The 14,441-nt window shown below is 72.1% G+C and carries 14 protein-coding genes and 1 riboswitch; of the genes, 4 read left to right on the top strand and 10 right to left on the bottom strand.

Annotated elements, in window-relative coordinates; translation table 11 throughout:
- Positions 1-101: 101 nt before the first annotated feature.
- On the bottom strand, positions 102-1,442 hold the full coding sequence (locus ACLVWQ_RS19315; protein ID WP_414110127.1) for a metallophosphoesterase: 1,341 nt from the start codon (positions 1,440-1,442) through the stop codon (positions 102-104).
- Positions 1,443-1,457: 15 nt separating this feature from the next.
- Positions 1,458-1,712 carry an SCO4848 family membrane protein gene (locus tag ACLVWQ_RS19310; protein ID WP_414110126.1) on the bottom strand — a complete coding sequence of 85 codons (255 nt, stop codon included), beginning with the start codon at positions 1,710-1,712 and terminating at the stop codon, positions 1,458-1,460.
- A gap of 160 nt (positions 1,713-1,872) precedes the next feature.
- Here ACLVWQ_RS19310 and ACLVWQ_RS19305 point away from each other — a divergent pair, with 160 nt between their 5' ends.
- Complete coding sequence (locus ACLVWQ_RS19305) at positions 1,873-3,216, top strand: D-alanyl-D-alanine carboxypeptidase family protein (protein WP_414110125.1); 1,344 nt, start codon at positions 1,873-1,875, stop codon at positions 3,214-3,216.
- On the opposite strand, the gene ACLVWQ_RS19300 is transcribed toward ACLVWQ_RS19305, so the two are convergent.
- Genes ACLVWQ_RS19300 through ACLVWQ_RS19285 form a run of 4 tightly spaced genes read right to left on the bottom strand, consistent with a single transcriptional unit; the run spans position 3,170 to position 6,060 of the window.
- Positions 3,170-4,174: a YihY/virulence factor BrkB family protein gene (locus tag ACLVWQ_RS19300; RefSeq protein WP_414110124.1), complete on the bottom strand. Its 1,005-nt coding sequence runs from the start codon at positions 4,172-4,174 to the stop codon at positions 3,170-3,172. The two genes, ACLVWQ_RS19305 and ACLVWQ_RS19300, sit on opposite strands and share 47 nt — an antisense overlap.
- Entirely contained in the window at positions 4,162-4,602 is a 441-nt protein-coding gene (locus tag ACLVWQ_RS19295; RefSeq protein ID WP_414110123.1) for a GtrA family protein, read from the bottom strand. Before ACLVWQ_RS19295 ends, ACLVWQ_RS19300 begins: the two co-directional genes overlap by 13 nt.
- Positions 4,599-5,546: a decaprenyl-phosphate phosphoribosyltransferase gene (locus ACLVWQ_RS19290; RefSeq protein ID WP_414110122.1), complete on the bottom strand. Its 948-nt coding sequence runs from the start codon at positions 5,544-5,546 to the stop codon at positions 4,599-4,601. The genes ACLVWQ_RS19295 and ACLVWQ_RS19290 overlap by 4 nt, the downstream gene beginning before the upstream one ends.
- Entirely contained in the window at positions 5,539-6,060 is a 522-nt protein-coding gene (locus tag ACLVWQ_RS19285; RefSeq protein WP_414110121.1) for a phosphatase PAP2 family protein, read from the bottom strand. Before ACLVWQ_RS19285 ends, ACLVWQ_RS19290 begins: the two co-directional genes overlap by 8 nt.
- A gap of 143 nt (positions 6,061-6,203) precedes the next feature.
- Between ACLVWQ_RS19285 and ACLVWQ_RS19280 the strand changes: the two genes are divergently transcribed.
- Entirely contained in the window at positions 6,204-7,568 is a 1,365-nt protein-coding gene (locus ACLVWQ_RS19280) for an FAD-binding protein (RefSeq protein WP_414110120.1), read from the top strand.
- Between the two features lie 53 nt (positions 7,569-7,621).
- On the top strand, positions 7,622-8,377 hold the full coding sequence (locus tag ACLVWQ_RS19275; protein ID WP_414110119.1) for a decaprenylphospho-beta-D-erythro-pentofuranosid-2-ulose 2-reductase: 756 nt from the start codon (positions 7,622-7,624) through the stop codon (positions 8,375-8,377).
- 159 nt (positions 8,378-8,536) lie between these two features.
- Here ACLVWQ_RS19275 and ACLVWQ_RS19270 read toward each other — a convergent pair whose 3' ends face one another.
- From ACLVWQ_RS19270 to ACLVWQ_RS19255, 4 genes are all read right to left on the bottom strand, one after another.
- Entirely contained in the window at positions 8,537-9,115 is a 579-nt protein-coding gene (locus ACLVWQ_RS19270; RefSeq protein WP_414110118.1) for a 2'-5' RNA ligase family protein, read from the bottom strand.
- A gap of 149 nt (positions 9,116-9,264) precedes the next feature.
- Entirely contained in the window at positions 9,265-10,257 is a 993-nt protein-coding gene (gene trpS, locus ACLVWQ_RS19265; protein ID WP_414110117.1) for a tryptophan--tRNA ligase, read from the bottom strand.
- 270 nt (positions 10,258-10,527) lie between these two features.
- Positions 10,528-11,997: a glycine hydroxymethyltransferase gene (locus ACLVWQ_RS19260; protein WP_414110116.1), complete on the bottom strand. Its 1,470-nt coding sequence runs from the start codon at positions 11,995-11,997 to the stop codon at positions 10,528-10,530.
- Positions 11,998-12,033: 36 nt separating this feature from the next.
- Positions 12,034-12,119, bottom strand: a riboswitch (ZMP/ZTP riboswitch).
- Complete coding sequence (locus ACLVWQ_RS19255) at positions 12,106-13,593, bottom strand: PLP-dependent aminotransferase family protein (protein WP_414110115.1); 1,488 nt, start codon at positions 13,591-13,593, stop codon at positions 12,106-12,108. It overlaps the preceding riboswitch by 14 nt.
- Positions 13,594-13,639: 46 nt before the next feature.
- Between ACLVWQ_RS19255 and ACLVWQ_RS19250 the strand changes: the two genes are divergently transcribed.
- Positions 13,640-14,161: a carboxymuconolactone decarboxylase family protein gene (locus tag ACLVWQ_RS19250; RefSeq protein WP_414110114.1), complete on the top strand. Its 522-nt coding sequence runs from the start codon at positions 13,640-13,642 to the stop codon at positions 14,159-14,161.
- Positions 14,162-14,441 lie beyond the last annotated feature (280 nt).

The following is a 14,441-nucleotide window of genomic DNA, read 5'->3' as shown; positions in this document are numbered from 1 at the left end:
TCTCCCGGCGCGTGTGAAGGTCCCGCCGTCGTACGGCCCCTGCGCACGGCCCCGCCGACTGTCCGGAACCGGCCGGTCGGTCTGCCGGTCCCCGCGATTCCTCAGGCCTGCTTGGAGGCGAGTTCCACGACGGTGATGTCGGACGGCGCCCCCACCCTGGTGGGCGGCCCCCAGGCTCCGGCGCCCCGCGACACGTACAGCTGTGTGTCCCCGTAGCGCTCCAGGCCCGCGAGGGTCGGGTTGGCCAGGTCCGCGATGAAGTTGCCGGGCCACAGCTGCCCTCCGTGGGTGTGTCCGGAGAGCTGGAGGTCGACCCCGTGGTCCACCGCGTCGTGGATCTGCACCGGCTGGTGGGCGAGCAGGACAGCCGTGCGGTTCCGGTCCCGGTCCCCGAGGGCCTTCGCGAAGTCGGGGCCCTGTCCCTCGTCCTCACCTGCCACGTCGTTGACACCGGCGAGATCGAAGTGGGGCAGCTCGGTCCGGGCGTTCTCCAGCGGGTGCAGCCCCAGTTCCCGTACGCGCGCGACCCACTCCTCGGCGCCGGAGAAGTACTCGTGGTTGCCGGTCACGAAGAACGACCCGTGCCGTGCCGTCAGCTGCGCGAGGGGCGCGGCGGCGGGCCCGAGGTCCTTCACGCTGCCGTCGACGAGGTCGCCCACGACCGCGATCAGGTCGGGCTGCGTCGAGTTGATCGTGTCGACGACCTTCTGGGCGAAGCCGCGGCCCAGTACGGGTCCGAGGTGGATGTCGCTGACGACGGCGATGCGGTATCCGTGGGCGGACCTCGGGAGCTTGGCCAGCGGCACGGTGACCCGCTTCACCTTGGGCCCGTTCAGGACCCCGTACGTCCCGTACCCCACGGTGCCCACGGCGGCGGCCGTGGCGGCCCCGCCCACGACACGCGAGACGAAGAGCCGACGGGAGGGACCCGTCGGCGCGGCTGCCTGGCCCGGCGCGGCGGCCGTGGACACCGGCCGGTCGCCTTGCCCGGACCCGGACCCGGCGTCGGACCCGGCGTCGGACGCGGACGGCGGCGGCTCGGTCTCACCGGCCGCGGGCGCGCCCGCGGGGACGGACGCCGGCTCGCGTACGTCCGCCGGCTCGGCCGCGGGCGCCGGACGGCGTTCCAGGACCCGGCGCAGCAGCGGTCGTACGGCCTCACCGACCAGCAGTGCCAGCAGCAGATAGATCATCAGCGCCATCCACAGGAAGCCGGGCCAGGCCAGCACCCGCTGCAGCCAGAACGGCGCGCCCGTGCGCTCGGAGGCGATCGCCGCGAACATGAGCACGGGACCGGCCACGAGCGCGACCGTGCCCACGCGCCTGGGGATCCCGGGCCGGGCCGTCGTGTCGCGCACCAGCCGGCGCCACAGGTACCAGTGCAGTCCCCCGAACACGGCCAGGACCAGAACCAGGACCAGAACCAGGAACACGATGCCCACGCGGCGACTCTCCCGTTATGACGATCGTTGTGGCGATGTGTGACGCAATGCTCGAACACCGCGCAACCCGATGCCCCCGACGACCGTCCCCAAGACAAAGGAGACGACGGCGAGCGTCAGGTGCACCCAGAAGTAGGCGGTCGGATCGCCGTCGTCGAAGGCGAGCCCGCTGCCGTCTTTCCACAGGTTCTTGATGAAAGTGACCCAAATGACCCAGCTCCACACCCCGAAGGCGAGCAGGAACCAGGAGACGGGACGGCTGAGCTTCATGGGTTCAGTATCGCCGCCCTCGGACGGCACCGGCGCCCGGGGTGGGGAGGACGAGGGCGTGCGCCGGGGTGGCGCAAAAGCGCCTGGCGGAAAGGGGCCTGGCGAGGAGGCCCCCGCGACTTCCCACGCGACGCCCTGTACGTTCTCGACCGTGCCTGCCATGAAAAAGACCGCCAAGTCCTCCTTGCTGGTCACCTCCGCCACCCTGTTGTCGTTCTCGCTCGCGCTCTCGGTGACCGCCACCGCGCCCGCAGCGGCGGACGACAAGCCGACGCCGACCTCGTCGGCCACGACCTCGGCGACCGCGTCGGAATCGGCCTCGCCGTCCAAGGGCGCGTCGGCCGGCACGTCGGCCGAGCCGCCCGCGGACATGTCGACGGTGGGCGGCGCGCAGCTCGGCAAGTCCGGGTCCCAGGCCAATCTCGGCAGCGGCGCGCCGGTCCTGCCGAAGGATCTGAGCGCCCGCTCCTGGATCGTCGCGGACGCCGAGTCGGGCGATGTCCTGGCCGCGCACAACGCGCACTGGAAGCTGCCCCCGGCGAGCACCCTGAAGATGCTGTTCGCCGACACGCTGCTGCCCAAGTTCCCCAAGACGCAGAAGCACAAGGTCGTCCCCACCGACCTGGCCGGTATCGGCGCGGGCTCCAGCATGGTGGGCATCAAGGAGGACGAGACGTACTCGGTCCACGATCTGTGGCTCGGCGTCTTCCTTCGCTCCGGCAACGACGCCGTCCACGTGCTGTCCGCGATGAACGGCGGCGTCGACCGGACGGTCGAGGACATGAACGCGCGCGCCGAGGAGCTCCAGGCCCTCGACACGAACGTGGTCAGCCCGGACGGCTACGACGAGAACCACCAGGTGTCGTCGGCGTACGACCTGACCCTGTTCGCCCGCTCCGGCCTGCAGGACGAGGACTTCCGGGAGTACTGCTCGACGGTCCGCGCGAACTTCCCCGGCGAGACCACGAAGAACAAGAAGGGCAAGACGACCCGCAAGTCCTTCGAGATCCAGAACACCAACCGGCTGCTGTCCGGCGACTACGGCCTCGACCCGTACCAGGGCATCGCAGGTGTGAAGAACGGCAACACCACGAACGCGGGAGCGACGTTCACCGGGGTCGCCGAGCGCGACGGCAAGGTCCTGCTCGTCACGGTCATGAACCCGGAGAAGGAAGAGCACGACCAGGTCTACAAGGAGACCGCCAAGCTCCTCGACTGGGGCTTCCAGGCGTCCGGCAAGGTCTCCCCGGTGGGTGAGCTGGTGCCGCCGAAGAGCGCGGAGCAGAGCGCGCAGCCGGGTGCGAACGCCTCAGGCGAGGCGGGCGGTTCGGGCGACGGCTCGGACTCGTCGAAGCCCGTGGCGGCCTCGGCGGCGTCGGACGGTTCGAGCGGTGTCGGGATCGCGCTGGCGATCGCCGGCGGCGTCCTCGTCCTGCTCGCCGCCGGTGTCTTCGTGATCAACCGCCGCTGGCCGCTGCCGGAGCTGATGCGCCGCCGCCGCTGAGGCGCGGGGGGCCGTCGGGTCCGTCGGCCCGCTCGGACGGCCGCTCGGGACCGGGCTCGGGCTCCTCGTGCCCCGGCTCCGGCTCCTGCTCCTGTTCCTCGGGCCTCTGCCCCTTGTGTTCCGTCGCCGTCCAGGAGGCGCAGAAGAGCAGCAGCTTGCAGGTGAAGTTGATCCACAGCAGCAGGGCGATGGGCACACCGAACGCCCCGTACATGCTCTTCGACGCGACGCCCTGCATATAGCCGCTGAGCAGCAGCTTCAGCAGTTCGAAGCCGACGGCGCCGAGCAGTGCGGCGACCAGCAGCCGGCGCCGCTCGGGCTGGACGCCGGGGAGCAGCGTCAGGACGTACAGGAGGAGCAGGAAGCCGGCGAGGACGGCCACGGCGAAGGCGGCCGTGCGCAGCAGCACCCCGCCCCAGCCGCCCTCGTCGATGCCCAGGAGCCGGGTCGTCCAGCCCACCGCGGTCGACGCGAGGGTGGAGGCGGCGATCGTGACGAGGACGGCGCCGCCGAGGCCGACGAGTACGCCGCCGTCCTTGAGCTTGCTCAGGAGGGGGTTCTCCTCCGGGTCCGGCAGCTCCCAGACCGCGCGCAGGCATTCGCGCATCGAGCCGACCCAGCCGATGCCGGTGAACAGCAGCAGGGCGCCCGCGATGAGTCCGACGGTGCCGGCGTTGTCGACGAGGGCGCCGATGTCGAGCTGGTCGGAGATGCCGGGCACCTGCTCGGCGATCTTGTTCTCCAGGGTCCGCTGGCCGCCCTTGGAGAGGGTCGCGGCGGCGATCGCGGCGGCCACGGTGATCAGCGGGAAGACCGCGACGAAGCTGATGAAGGTCATCGCCGCGGCGAGCCTCGTCCACTTCACCCGGTCGAGTCGTTCGTACGAGCGCCAGGCGTGCGTGGTCATCAGCCGCGTGACGAGCGGCCCCACGCCGGGGAGCTTTTTCAGCCAGTCCATGATCCGACTCTGCCCCCACCTCGGAAGACCAATGTCCGGGTACCCCAAAAACGCAGGATCGTGGCCAGCACCATGCCGATTCCCGCGCCGGAGACGACGTCCGCGCGCGGGGAGGTGAGCCCGAGTCCGTAGTGGCTGACGAGGATGCACAGCAGCTGGACCAGGGCGCCGGCGAGGTTCACCCCGAGGAAGATCCCGTACTGGCGCGGGCTGCGCAGCCGGCCGGCCGTGTGCCGGTACGTACCCAGCGCGTTGCCCGCGTACGCGACCGAGCAGCCCGCCACGAACGACAGGGCCTTGGCGGTCAGCGGGTCCAGGCCGACGGGGCCGCGCAGCCAGAGGAAGAGGGCGAGGTCGGCGGCGTACGCGAGGAGCCCCGCGGTGGCGAAACCCAGCAGTTCCTGGCTCGTGGTCCGCGCCCGGCTCACCAGTTGGCCACCGCCAGGCCGTACATCGCGAGCCACGCCACGCCGATCAGGGCGAGCGCGCGGTCGCGCAGGACCACGTCCTCGGGTTCGCCGGCGGTGCCCCGGTCGGCGAAGACCGCGTACCGCAGGACGGCGAGGATGAAGGCGACCATGGACAGCTGCCGCCAGGGCAGCACGCTGGTGTGCGGTACGCCGCCCTCCTCCAGGGCCCACAGGCAGTAGCCGAGGACGGCGACCGAGGCGGCGAGCTGCCACACGAAGCGCAGATAGCCGGTGGTGTACTCGCTGAGCAACGCGCGCGTTGCGCCCGCTTTCCCGGCCATCTGGACGGCCTCGGAGTACCGCTTCGCGGACACCATGAACAGCGCGCCGAAGCCGGTCGTGATCAGGAACCAGCGGGACAGCGGGATCCCGAGCGCGAGCCCGCCGACCATGGCCCGCATCAGGAACCCGGTGGTCACCACGGCGAGATCGACGACCAGGACGTGCTTGAGGCTGAGGCAGTAGGCGAACTGCATGCCCAGATAGGCGGTGAGCAGCGCCGAGGTGAGCGGCGAGCACAGGAGGGCGGCCGCGGCCGGGGCGACGACGGCGAGCACGATCCCCACGGCGTAGGCGACCGGTACGGGCACCTGTCCGGCGGCGACCGGCCGGTGGCGCTTGACGGGGTGGGCGCGGTCGGCGTCGGCGTCCCGGGCGTCGTTGACCAGGTAGACGCTCGCGGCGCAGGCCGTGAACAGCACGAAGACGAGGGCGAGCTGAGTGAGGGCGTGGCGGGTGAAGAGTTCGCCCGCGGCGGCCGGGGCCGCGACGACGAGGACGTTCTTGACCCACTGTTTGGGCCGGGCGGTCCTGACGAGCCCCTTCAGGAGGCCACTTCTCGACGGGGTGACCGGTTTTCCCGGTGTCCTCGGCGTCTTCTCCAGGAGGGCCGTGTCAGCCATGGTCGCGGCCTCCTGTCATCCAGCGGGCCCCGAGCCCGGCCGTCACCGCGCCGAGGGCGGCGCCCGCCGCGACGTCCGAGGGGTAGTGGACGCCGACGACCAGCCGCGACAGGCACATCGCGACGGCGAGCGGGGGTACGACGGGTGCGCCGAGCACTCCGAAGGCCACGGCGGCGGCCGCCGCGGAGGTGGCGTGCGAGCTGGGGAAGGAGTGCCGGCCCGCGGTGCGCACCAGCGGCACGACATGGCCGGGACGCGGACGGCGTACGAGCCGTTTCACGCCCATGCTGGCGAGGTGCGCGCCCGCGGTCAGTGCGGTGCCGCGCAGCCAGGCGCCGCGCCGCTCCCGGTCGACGGCGGCTCCCGCGAGGCCCGCCGCGAGCCACAGCGCTCCGTGCTCGCCGGCCAGGGACAGGGCCCGTGCGGCGGTGGCGACCCGCGGGGCGGTGCCGCGGGCGTGCAGGGCCGAGAGGATCCGGTGGTCCAGGTCAGGGCGCTCGTCGTGGTGGTCCATGTCGGCCCACTGTTCCCGCCGACACCACCGGAACGCTGAACATATAGAGCGACATCCCATTAATCACCCATTTCGGGGAGGAAAAGGATGGTGTAGGGATGTTGGGGAACTGAGTGACCTTTTCGGTCGATACGGTCACCGGCATGCCTACCGACACGGTTTCCGTCACGGGGTGGGGCCGCACCGCTCCCACCGCCGCCCGCCTGGTGCGTCCCCGTTCGTACGAGGAGGCCGTCGCGGCGGTGACGGCCGTCCGTGACGGCGGGGCCCGCGGGGGCATCGCACGGGGCCTCGGACGGGCGTACGGGGACGCGGCGCAGAACGCGGGCGGGGCCGTGTTCGACATGACGGCCCTCGACCGCGTCCACGCCATCGACGCGGACGGCGGGACCGTGCTGTGCGGCGCCGGGGTCTCGCTGCACCGCCTCATGGAGGTCCTGCTGCCGCTGGGCTGGTTCGTGCCGGTGACACCGGGGACCCGCTACGTGACGGTCGGCGGGGCGATCGGCGCGGACATCCACGGCAAGAACCACCATGTGTCGGGCTCGTTCGCCCGGCACGTCCTGTCGTTCGAACTGCTGACCGCCGACGGCGGGATCCGCATGGTGAGCCAGGGGACGCCCCTGTTCGACGCGACGGCCGGCGGGATGGGCCTGACCGGCGTCATCCTGACGGCCACCGTCCGGCTGCAGCCCGTCGCGACGTCGCTGATGTCCGTCGACACGGAGCGCGCCGCGGACCTGGACGACCTGCTGGCCCGCCTCACGGCCACCGACCACCGCTACCGCTACTCGGTCGCCTGGATCGACCTGCTGGCCCGCGGTACGTCCATGGGCCGCTCGGTGCTGACCCGCGGCGACCACGCTCCGCTGGAGGCGCTGGGCGAGGGCACACGCGCGCGCAGGGCCCCGCTGGAGTTCCGCCCCGGGCGGTTGCCCGCCGCGCCCTCCTTCGTCCCCGAGGGGCTGCTCGGCCGGACGACGGTGGGCCTCTTCAACGAGCTGTGGTACCGCAAGGCGCCCCACGCGCGCGTGGGCGAGCTCCAGCGGATGTCCACCTTCTTCCACCCGCTGGACGGCGTGCCGCACTGGAACCGCGTCTACGGGCGCGGCGGCTTCGTGCAGTACCAGTTCGCCGTCGGACACGGCCGGGAGGAGACCCTGCGCCGGATCGTGCACCGCATCTCGCAGCGGCGCTGCCCTTCCTTCCTCGCCGTCCTGAAGCGGTTCGGCGAGGGCGACCCGGGCTGGCTGTCCTTCCCGATGCCCGGCTGGACCCTCGCCCTGGACATCCCGGCGAACCTGCCGGGGCTCGGCGGTTTCCTCGACGAGCTGGACGAGGAGGTGGCCGCGGCCGACGGGCGGGTCTACCTCGCCAAGGACTCCCGGCTGCGGCCCGAACTGCTCGCGGCGATGTATCCGCGGCTCGGCGAGTTCCGGGCGCTGCGCGCGGAGCTGGACCCGCGGTCCGTCTTCACCTCCGACCTGTCCCGTCGCCTCGGGCTCTGACGCCCTCCCTGTCCGTCGTCCCCCCGTCGCCCTCTCCATAGGAGTTCGGTTCCATGAAGGACGCCTTCGGTATCCCCCAGTCCCTGCTCGTCCTCGGCGGCACCTCCGAGATCGCGCTCGCCACCGCACGGCGGCTGATCACCCGCCGTACCCGCACGGTGTGGCTCGCGGGCCGCCCCTCGCCCGGCCTGGAGTCGGCCGCCTCGGGGCTGCGCGAGCTCGGCGCGGACGTCCGTACCGTCGACTTCGACGCGCTCGACCCCGACGCCCACGAGGCGGCGCTCGGCAAGGTCTTCGCCGAGGGCGACATCGACATGGTGCTGCTGGCGTTCGGGGTCCTCGGTGACCAGTCGCGCGACGAGAACGAGCCGGGCGCGGCGGTCCGGGTGGCGCAGACCAACTACACGGGCGCCGTGTCGTCGGGGCTGGTGTGCGCGCGGGCGCTCCAGGCGCAGGGCCACGGCTCCCTGGTGGTGCTCTCCTCGGTGGCGGGCGAGCGGGCCCGGCGCGCGAACTTCATCTACGGGTCGAGCAAGGCGGGCCTCGACGCGTTCGCGCAGGGCCTGGGGGACGCGCTGTACGGCACGGGCGTGCATGTGATGGTCGTACGCCCCGGGTTCGTCCGCTCGAAGATGACGGAGGGGCTGGAGGAGGCACCGCTCGCCACGACGCCCGAGGCGGTGGCCACGGCCATCGAGACGGGCCTGCGCCGACGCTCGGAGACGGTGTGGGTGCCGGGTGCGCTGCGGCTGGTCATGGCGGCCCTGCGCCACGCACCACGAGCGGTGTTCCGCCGCCTGCCGCTTTAGCGCTCCGCTCCGCCGACTGGGCAGGGGCTTGAGGGGCCGCCGCCCCGTCAGGGGCGCGGGGAACTGCGCGCCCAACCACGATCGACCCGCACGCGCCCCACGGCCTCCACGCTCCCGACCTTTCGGCCGGACGCCCCGCCGGACGGCGGGACGGGCGGCTCAGCAGGCCGGCAGCGGGCCCCGCTCCACATGCGTGGCCTGCGGCGGCACGACCGCACCGCCGAAGACATAGTCCCGCAGCCTGCGCCACACACCGTCGGGCCCCTGCTCGTAGAGCGCGAACCCGGTGCACGGCCAGTGCGCCTCGTACTCCGCCAGCTCCTCGAACGCACGGTCCATCGCCTCTTCGTCGATGCCGTGCGCCACCGTCACATGCGGGTGGTACGGGAACTGCAGTTCGCGCGCCACGGGCCCGGAGGCGTCCCTGACCTGCTTCTGCAGCCAGGTGCAGGCCTCGGCGCCCTCGACCACCTGTACGAACACGACAGGGGACAGCGGACGGAACGTACCCGTGCCGCCGAGCCGCATCGAGAAGGCGCGGCCGGCGGCCGCGACCTCGACGAGATGCGCCTCGATCGCCGGCAGCGCCGCCTTCTCGACCTCGGTCGGCGGCAGCAGCGTGACGTGCGTGGGAATGCCGGACCCCGCGGGGTCACCGAAGCCCACGCGCCGCTCCTGGAGCAGGCTGCCATGTGGCTCCGGGACCGCGATCGACACACCGATCGTTACGGTCCCCACGTCGTCTCCTGTCGTCGTGCCGGTGTTTCGTTCCGTCGTGTTGGTGTTCTCGTCGGGCAGGGGTTGCTGCCGGTTCGGCTGTCGACTGTACGGCGATGCGGGCCCGTAGGGGATGTCGTGCCGGTGTTGTCCTGGTCTCGTCCCGGCCGTCAGTGCTTGGCCGGCAGGAAACCCACCCTGTCGTACGTCTGGGAGAGCGTCTCCGCGGCGACCGCGCGAGCCTTCTCCGCCCCCTTGGCCAGGATCGAGTCGAGCGTCTCCGGGTCGTCCAGATACCCCTGGGTGCGCTCCCGGAAGGGCGTCACGAAGTCGACCATGACCTCCGCCAGGTCCGTCTTCAGCGCACCGTAGCCCTTGCCGGCGTACTTCTGCTCCAGTTCCGCGATACCGGTGCCCGTGAGGGTGGAGTAGATGCCCAGCAGGTTGCTGACGCCGGGCTTGTTCTCGGCGTCGAACCTGACGACGGTGTCCGTGTCGGTGACCGCGCTCCTGACCTTCTTGGCGGTGACCTTCGGCTCGTCGAGGAGGTTGATGAGGCCCTTGGGCGTCGACGCGGACTTGCTCATCTTGATCGACGGGTCCTGAAGATCGAAGATCTTCGCCGTCTCCTTGAGGATGTACGGCCTCGGCACTGTGAAGGTCTCCCCGAAGCGGCCGTTGAACCGCTCGGCGAGGTCACGTGTCAGCTCGATGTGCTGGCGCTGGTCCTCCCCCACGGGGACCTCGTTGGCCTGGTACAGCAGGATGTCCGCGACCTGGAGGATCGGGTACGTGAAGAGGCCGACGGAGGCACGGTCCGCGCCCTGCCTGGCGGACTTGTCCTTGAACTGGGTCATGCGGGAGGCCTCGCCGAAACCGGTGAGGCAGTTCATGACCCACGCGAGCTGGGCGTGCTCGGGGACATGGCTCTGGACGAACAGGGTGCAGCGCTCGGGGTCGAGCCCGGCGGCCAGCAGCTGGGCCGCGGCGAGCCGGGTGTTGGCGCGCAGGTCCGCGGGATCCTGCGGAAGGGTGATCGCGTGCAGGTCCACGACCATGTAGAACGCGTCGTGGGACTCCTGCAGGGCCACCCACTGGCGGACGGCGCCGAGGTAGTTGCCGAGGTGGAACGAGCCTGCGGTGGGCTGGATTCCGGAGAGCACGCGCAAATCAGGCAGCGGCACGGAGTGCCCCGTTTGAGGGCGGGGGTGGGAGACGGGTGGGCGATCAGAAGCCATGCTCACCATTCTCTCAGGTGTCGGGGCCCACTCCGGAACTGGTCGGAAACAGCCGGGAACCGATCTGTCTCCGACGGTGTAACAGGGCTGTGGGACACGAGAGGGTCCGCGCCGCCGATGAGACGAGGAACACAGCGGGGCCTCGGTGCGGGGCCTCGGTGCGAGGCCCCGCCCTTGAGGCCGGCCGAGGCCGGGTCAGCCGAGGTCGATCTCCGGGTACAGCGGGAAGCCGGTCAGCAGGTCGGTCGCGCGGTGGGCGATCTCGTCCGCGATCTTCGGGTCGAGGACGTGCTGGGCCTTGGAGGGGGCGCCCTTCTTGGTGGTGCCCGCCTCCGTGGCGCCCAGGACGCGGTCGATCAGGCCGGCGATCTCGTCCATCTCGGTGGCACCGAGGCCGCGGGTGGTCAGCGCGGGCGTGCCGATCCGGATGCCCGAGGTGTACCAGGCGCCGTTGGGGTCGGCGGGGATCGCGTTGCGGTTGGTGACGATGCCCGAGTCGAGCAGCGCGAACTCGGCCTGCCGGCCGGTGAGGCCGTAGGAGGAGGCGACGTCGATGAGGTTGAGGTGGTTGTCCGTGCCGCCGGTGACCAGCGTGGCACCGCGCCGCATCAGGCCCTCGGCGAGGGCGCGGGCGTTGTCGACGACGGCCTGGGCGTAGTCGCGGAACTCGGGGCGGCGGGCCTCGGCGAGCGCGACTGCCTTGGCGGCCATGACGTGCGGAAGGGGACCGCCGAGGACCATCGGGCAGCCCCGGTCGACCTGCTCGGCGAGCGACTCGTCGCACAGGACCATGCCGCCGCGCGGGCCGCGCAGCGACTTGTGGGTGGTCGTGGTGACGATCTGGGCGTGCGGGACCGGGTCGAAGTCCCCGGTGAGGACCTTGCCCGCGACGAGGCCCGCGAAGTGCGCCATGTCGACCATGAGCGTGGCGCCGACCTCGTCCGCGATCTCCCGCATGATCCGGAAGTTCACGAGGCGGGGATACGCGGAGTAGCCGGCGACGATGATCAGCGGCTTGAACTCGCGGGCGGACACCCGCAGGGCCTCGTAGTCGATGAGGCCGGTGGCGGGGTCGGTGCCGTAGGAGCGCTGGTCGAACATCTTGCCGGAGATGTTCGGACGGAAGCCGTGGGTGAGGTGGCCGCCCGCGTCCAGGGACATGCCGAGCATGCGCTGGTTGCCGAAGGCCTGGCGCAGCTCGGCCCAGTCGGCGTCGGAGAGGTCGTTGACGTTGCGGACGCCGGCCTTCTGGAGGGCGGGGGCCTCGACGCGCCGGCCGAGTACGGCCCAGAAGGCGACGAGGTTGGCGTCGATGCCGGAGTGCGGCTGGGCGTAGGCGTGCTCGGCGCCGAAGAGCTCACGGGCGTGCTCGGCGGCGAGGGCCTCGACGGTGTCCACGTTGCGACAGCCGGCGTAGAAGCGGCGGCCGACGGTGCCCTCGGCGTACTTGTCGCTGAACCAGTTGCCCATCGCGAGGAGCGTCGCCGGGGAGGCGTAGTTCTCGGAGGCGATCAGCTTGAGCATCTCGCGCTGGTCGGCGACCTCCTGCCCGATGGCGTCGGCGACCCGGGGCTCGACGGCACGGATCACTTCGAGGGCGCTGCGGAAGGCGGTGGACTCGGCGGAGAGGGAGGTGGGGACGGGCGTGGGAACGGGCTGCGACATGACGGCCTCCGGACGTGGCGTTGCGTTCGGCGTTCACGGTTCGGCCCAGGCGCACGGCACACGGTTCCGGGCCGCTCCCCGATGGTCGATCCCATCCCAGCGCGCCAGTCACGGCCCGGGAGCGAGCCTACCGGGCGCACGCGGGGCAGGGGCACCCGTCCACGATGCGAGCGACACCGCGAGCGCCTCACACAGGGTCTCCAGCGCTCCCGGCCAGCCGCTGTCCGACGGCGTGCCGTAGCCGACGACCAGGGCGTCCACCGGTGGGGGCGTGGCGGCGGGATGCCGGTAGCCGGCCAGACCGTGCAGGGCGAGACCGTGCCAGGCCGCCGCGCGGACCACCGACTGCTCGGTGCCCGGCGGGAGCCGCAGCACCGCGTGGAACCCGGCCGCGATGCCGGTGGCCGTGACCGACGGGGCGCGGGCGGCGAGGGCCGAGACGAGCTGGTCGCGGCGGCGCCGGTACCGGAGCCGGGAGGCGCGTACGTGACGGTCGTACGCGCCCGAGGTGATGAACTCCGCAAGGGTCAGCTGGTCCAGGACTCCGCACGACCAGTCCGCGGCGCCCTTCTCCGCGACGGCCTCGGAGACCAGGTCCGGCGGCAGGACCAGCCAGCCCAGGCGCAGGCCGGGGGCGAGGGCCTTGCTGGCGGTGCCGAAGTACACCACGTGGTCCGGGTCGAGGCCCTGGAGGGCGCCCACGGGCTGCCGGTCGTAGCGGAACTCCCCGTCGTAGTCGTCCTCCAGGATCAGCCCGCCGGTGCGCCGCGCCCAGTCGACGGCGGCGGCCCGCCGGTCGGGACGCAGCGGCACCCCCATGGGGAACTGGTGCGCGGGCGTCAGCAGCACGGCTCCCGCGGCGCCGGCCCCGCCCGTTCCACGCTCGGTCAACTCGTCCGTCCGTGTGCCCAGTTCGTCGAACGGGAGCGGCACCGAGCCCAGTCCTGCCCGCTCGATGAGCCCCAGGTGCACATCGAGCCCGTACGACTCCACGGCGAGGGTCCGCGCGCCCCGCTCGCGCAGCACCGCCCCGAGCAGCATCAGCCCGTGGACGAACCCGGAGCAGACGAGGATGTGTTCGGGGTCGGCGCGTACGCCACGGGCACGGGCGAGGTAGCCCGCGAGGGCGGTGCGCAGTTCGACACGGCCGCGCGGATCCCCGTAACCGAGGGCCTCGTTCGGCGCCGCGGTGAGGGCCCGGCGGGACGCCTTGAGCCACTCGGCGCGCGGGAAGGAGGCGAGGTCCGGGGTGCCGGGGACGAGGTCGTAGGCGGGTCCCCGGGAGGAGCGGGGCCGGTGTGCGGCGGGGGCCGGGACCGGTACGGCGACCCGTTCCGCCACGTGCGTGCCCGAGCCCTGGCGGGCGGTGAGCCAGCCCTCGGCGACGAGGTCGGCGTACGCGTCGGCGACCGTGTTGCGGGCGAGGCCGAGGTCGCCCGCGAGGGACCGGGACGACGGGAGCCGGGTGCCCGGCGCGAGGCGTCCGCCGCGTACCGCGTCCCGCAGCGCGTCCGTGAGGCCTCTGCGCAGGCCGGAGCCGGTACGCGCGACGTCGACGTGCAGGTCCACTCCGAAAGTGGCCCAGGATTCAGCCATGGAAATGGACCATACTCCTGGGCTGCTTCGCTCCTAGGGTCGAGGCATGACGACGACACAGACATCCCCCGCAAGCTCCACGGAGACCGCCCCGTACGCCGCCGAGGAGGCGCCCCGGCTGCAGTGGGCCAAGTTCGCCCCTGAGGTCTACAAGGCCATGGTCCGGCTCGACGCGGCGGCCCGGGAAGGGGTCGACCCGGTCCTGCTGGAGCTGGTGAAGATCCGGGCCTCGCAGCTGAACCACTGTGCGTTCTGCCTCGACATGCACACGAAGGACGCGCTCGCGGCGGGTGAGAGTGTCGAGCGGATCATCCAGCTCAGTGCCTGGGAGGAGTCGCGGCACTTCTACACGGAGAAGGAGCTGGCGGCGCTCGCGCTGACGGAGGCGGTGACGGTGCTGACGGACGGCTTCGTCCCGGACGCGGTGTTCGAGACCGCGGCGCGGCACTTCGACGAGGCCGGACTGACCCGGCTGCTCGCCGCGATCACGGTGATCAACGCGTGGAACCGCTTCGGCGTGACGTGCCGCCTGGCACCCGGCCATTACACGGCCGGGCAGCACAAGTGACGACGCCCGGCGGGAGCGGGTTGCGCAGTTCCCCGCGCCCCTAGGGGATAGGGCCCGCCCCAGACGTCAGGTACGGGCCCACCATCGCCTGATGCGCAGTTCCCCGCGCCCCTAGGGAGTGGGAACTCGGCCCGGACGTCAGGTGCGGGCCCACCGTGGCCCGACGCGCAGTTCCCCGCGCCCCCAAAAAACAGGCCTCGCCCACGCCCTCAATGGCGCGCGGCCCTTTGAGGCGCGCGGGCGGGCGAGCCTTTAGGGGCGCGGGGAACTGCGCAACCAG

Source organism: Streptomyces sp. CWNU-52B, from assembly GCF_047444975.1.
Lineage (GTDB): Bacteria > Actinomycetota > Actinomycetes > Streptomycetales > Streptomycetaceae > Streptomyces.
This window is presented reverse-complemented; position numbering and strand designations above follow the sequence as displayed.

Excerpts from the sequence above, each read along its gene's own strand:
- ACLVWQ_RS19310 (WP_414110126.1), bottom strand. The coding sequence starts at position 1,712 with ATGAAGCTCAGCCGTCCCGTCTCCTGGTTCCTGCTCGCCTTCGGGGTG.
- ACLVWQ_RS19305 (WP_414110125.1), top strand. The coding sequence starts at position 1,873 with ATGAAAAAGACCGCCAAGTCCTCCTTGCTGGTCACCTCCGCCACCCTG.
- ACLVWQ_RS19300 (WP_414110124.1), bottom strand. The coding sequence starts at position 4,174 with ATGGACTGGCTGAAAAAGCTCCCCGGCGTGGGGCCGCTCGTCACGCGG.
- ACLVWQ_RS19290 (WP_414110122.1), bottom strand. The coding sequence starts at position 5,546 with ATGGCTGACACGGCCCTCCTGGAGAAGACGCCGAGGACACCGGGAAAA.
- ACLVWQ_RS19285 (WP_414110121.1), bottom strand. The coding sequence starts at position 6,060 with ATGGACCACCACGACGAGCGCCCTGACCTGGACCACCGGATCCTCTCG.
- ACLVWQ_RS19280 (WP_414110120.1), top strand. The coding sequence starts at position 6,204 with ATGCCTACCGACACGGTTTCCGTCACGGGGTGGGGCCGCACCGCTCCC.
- ACLVWQ_RS19275 (WP_414110119.1), top strand. The coding sequence starts at position 7,622 with ATGAAGGACGCCTTCGGTATCCCCCAGTCCCTGCTCGTCCTCGGCGGC.
- ACLVWQ_RS19260 (WP_414110116.1), bottom strand. The coding sequence starts at position 11,997 with ATGTCGCAGCCCGTTCCCACGCCCGTCCCCACCTCCCTCTCCGCCGAG.
- ACLVWQ_RS19255 (WP_414110115.1), bottom strand. The coding sequence starts at position 13,593 with ATGGCTGAATCCTGGGCCACTTTCGGAGTGGACCTGCACGTCGACGTC.
- ACLVWQ_RS19250 (WP_414110114.1), top strand. The coding sequence starts at position 13,640 with ATGACGACGACACAGACATCCCCCGCAAGCTCCACGGAGACCGCCCCG.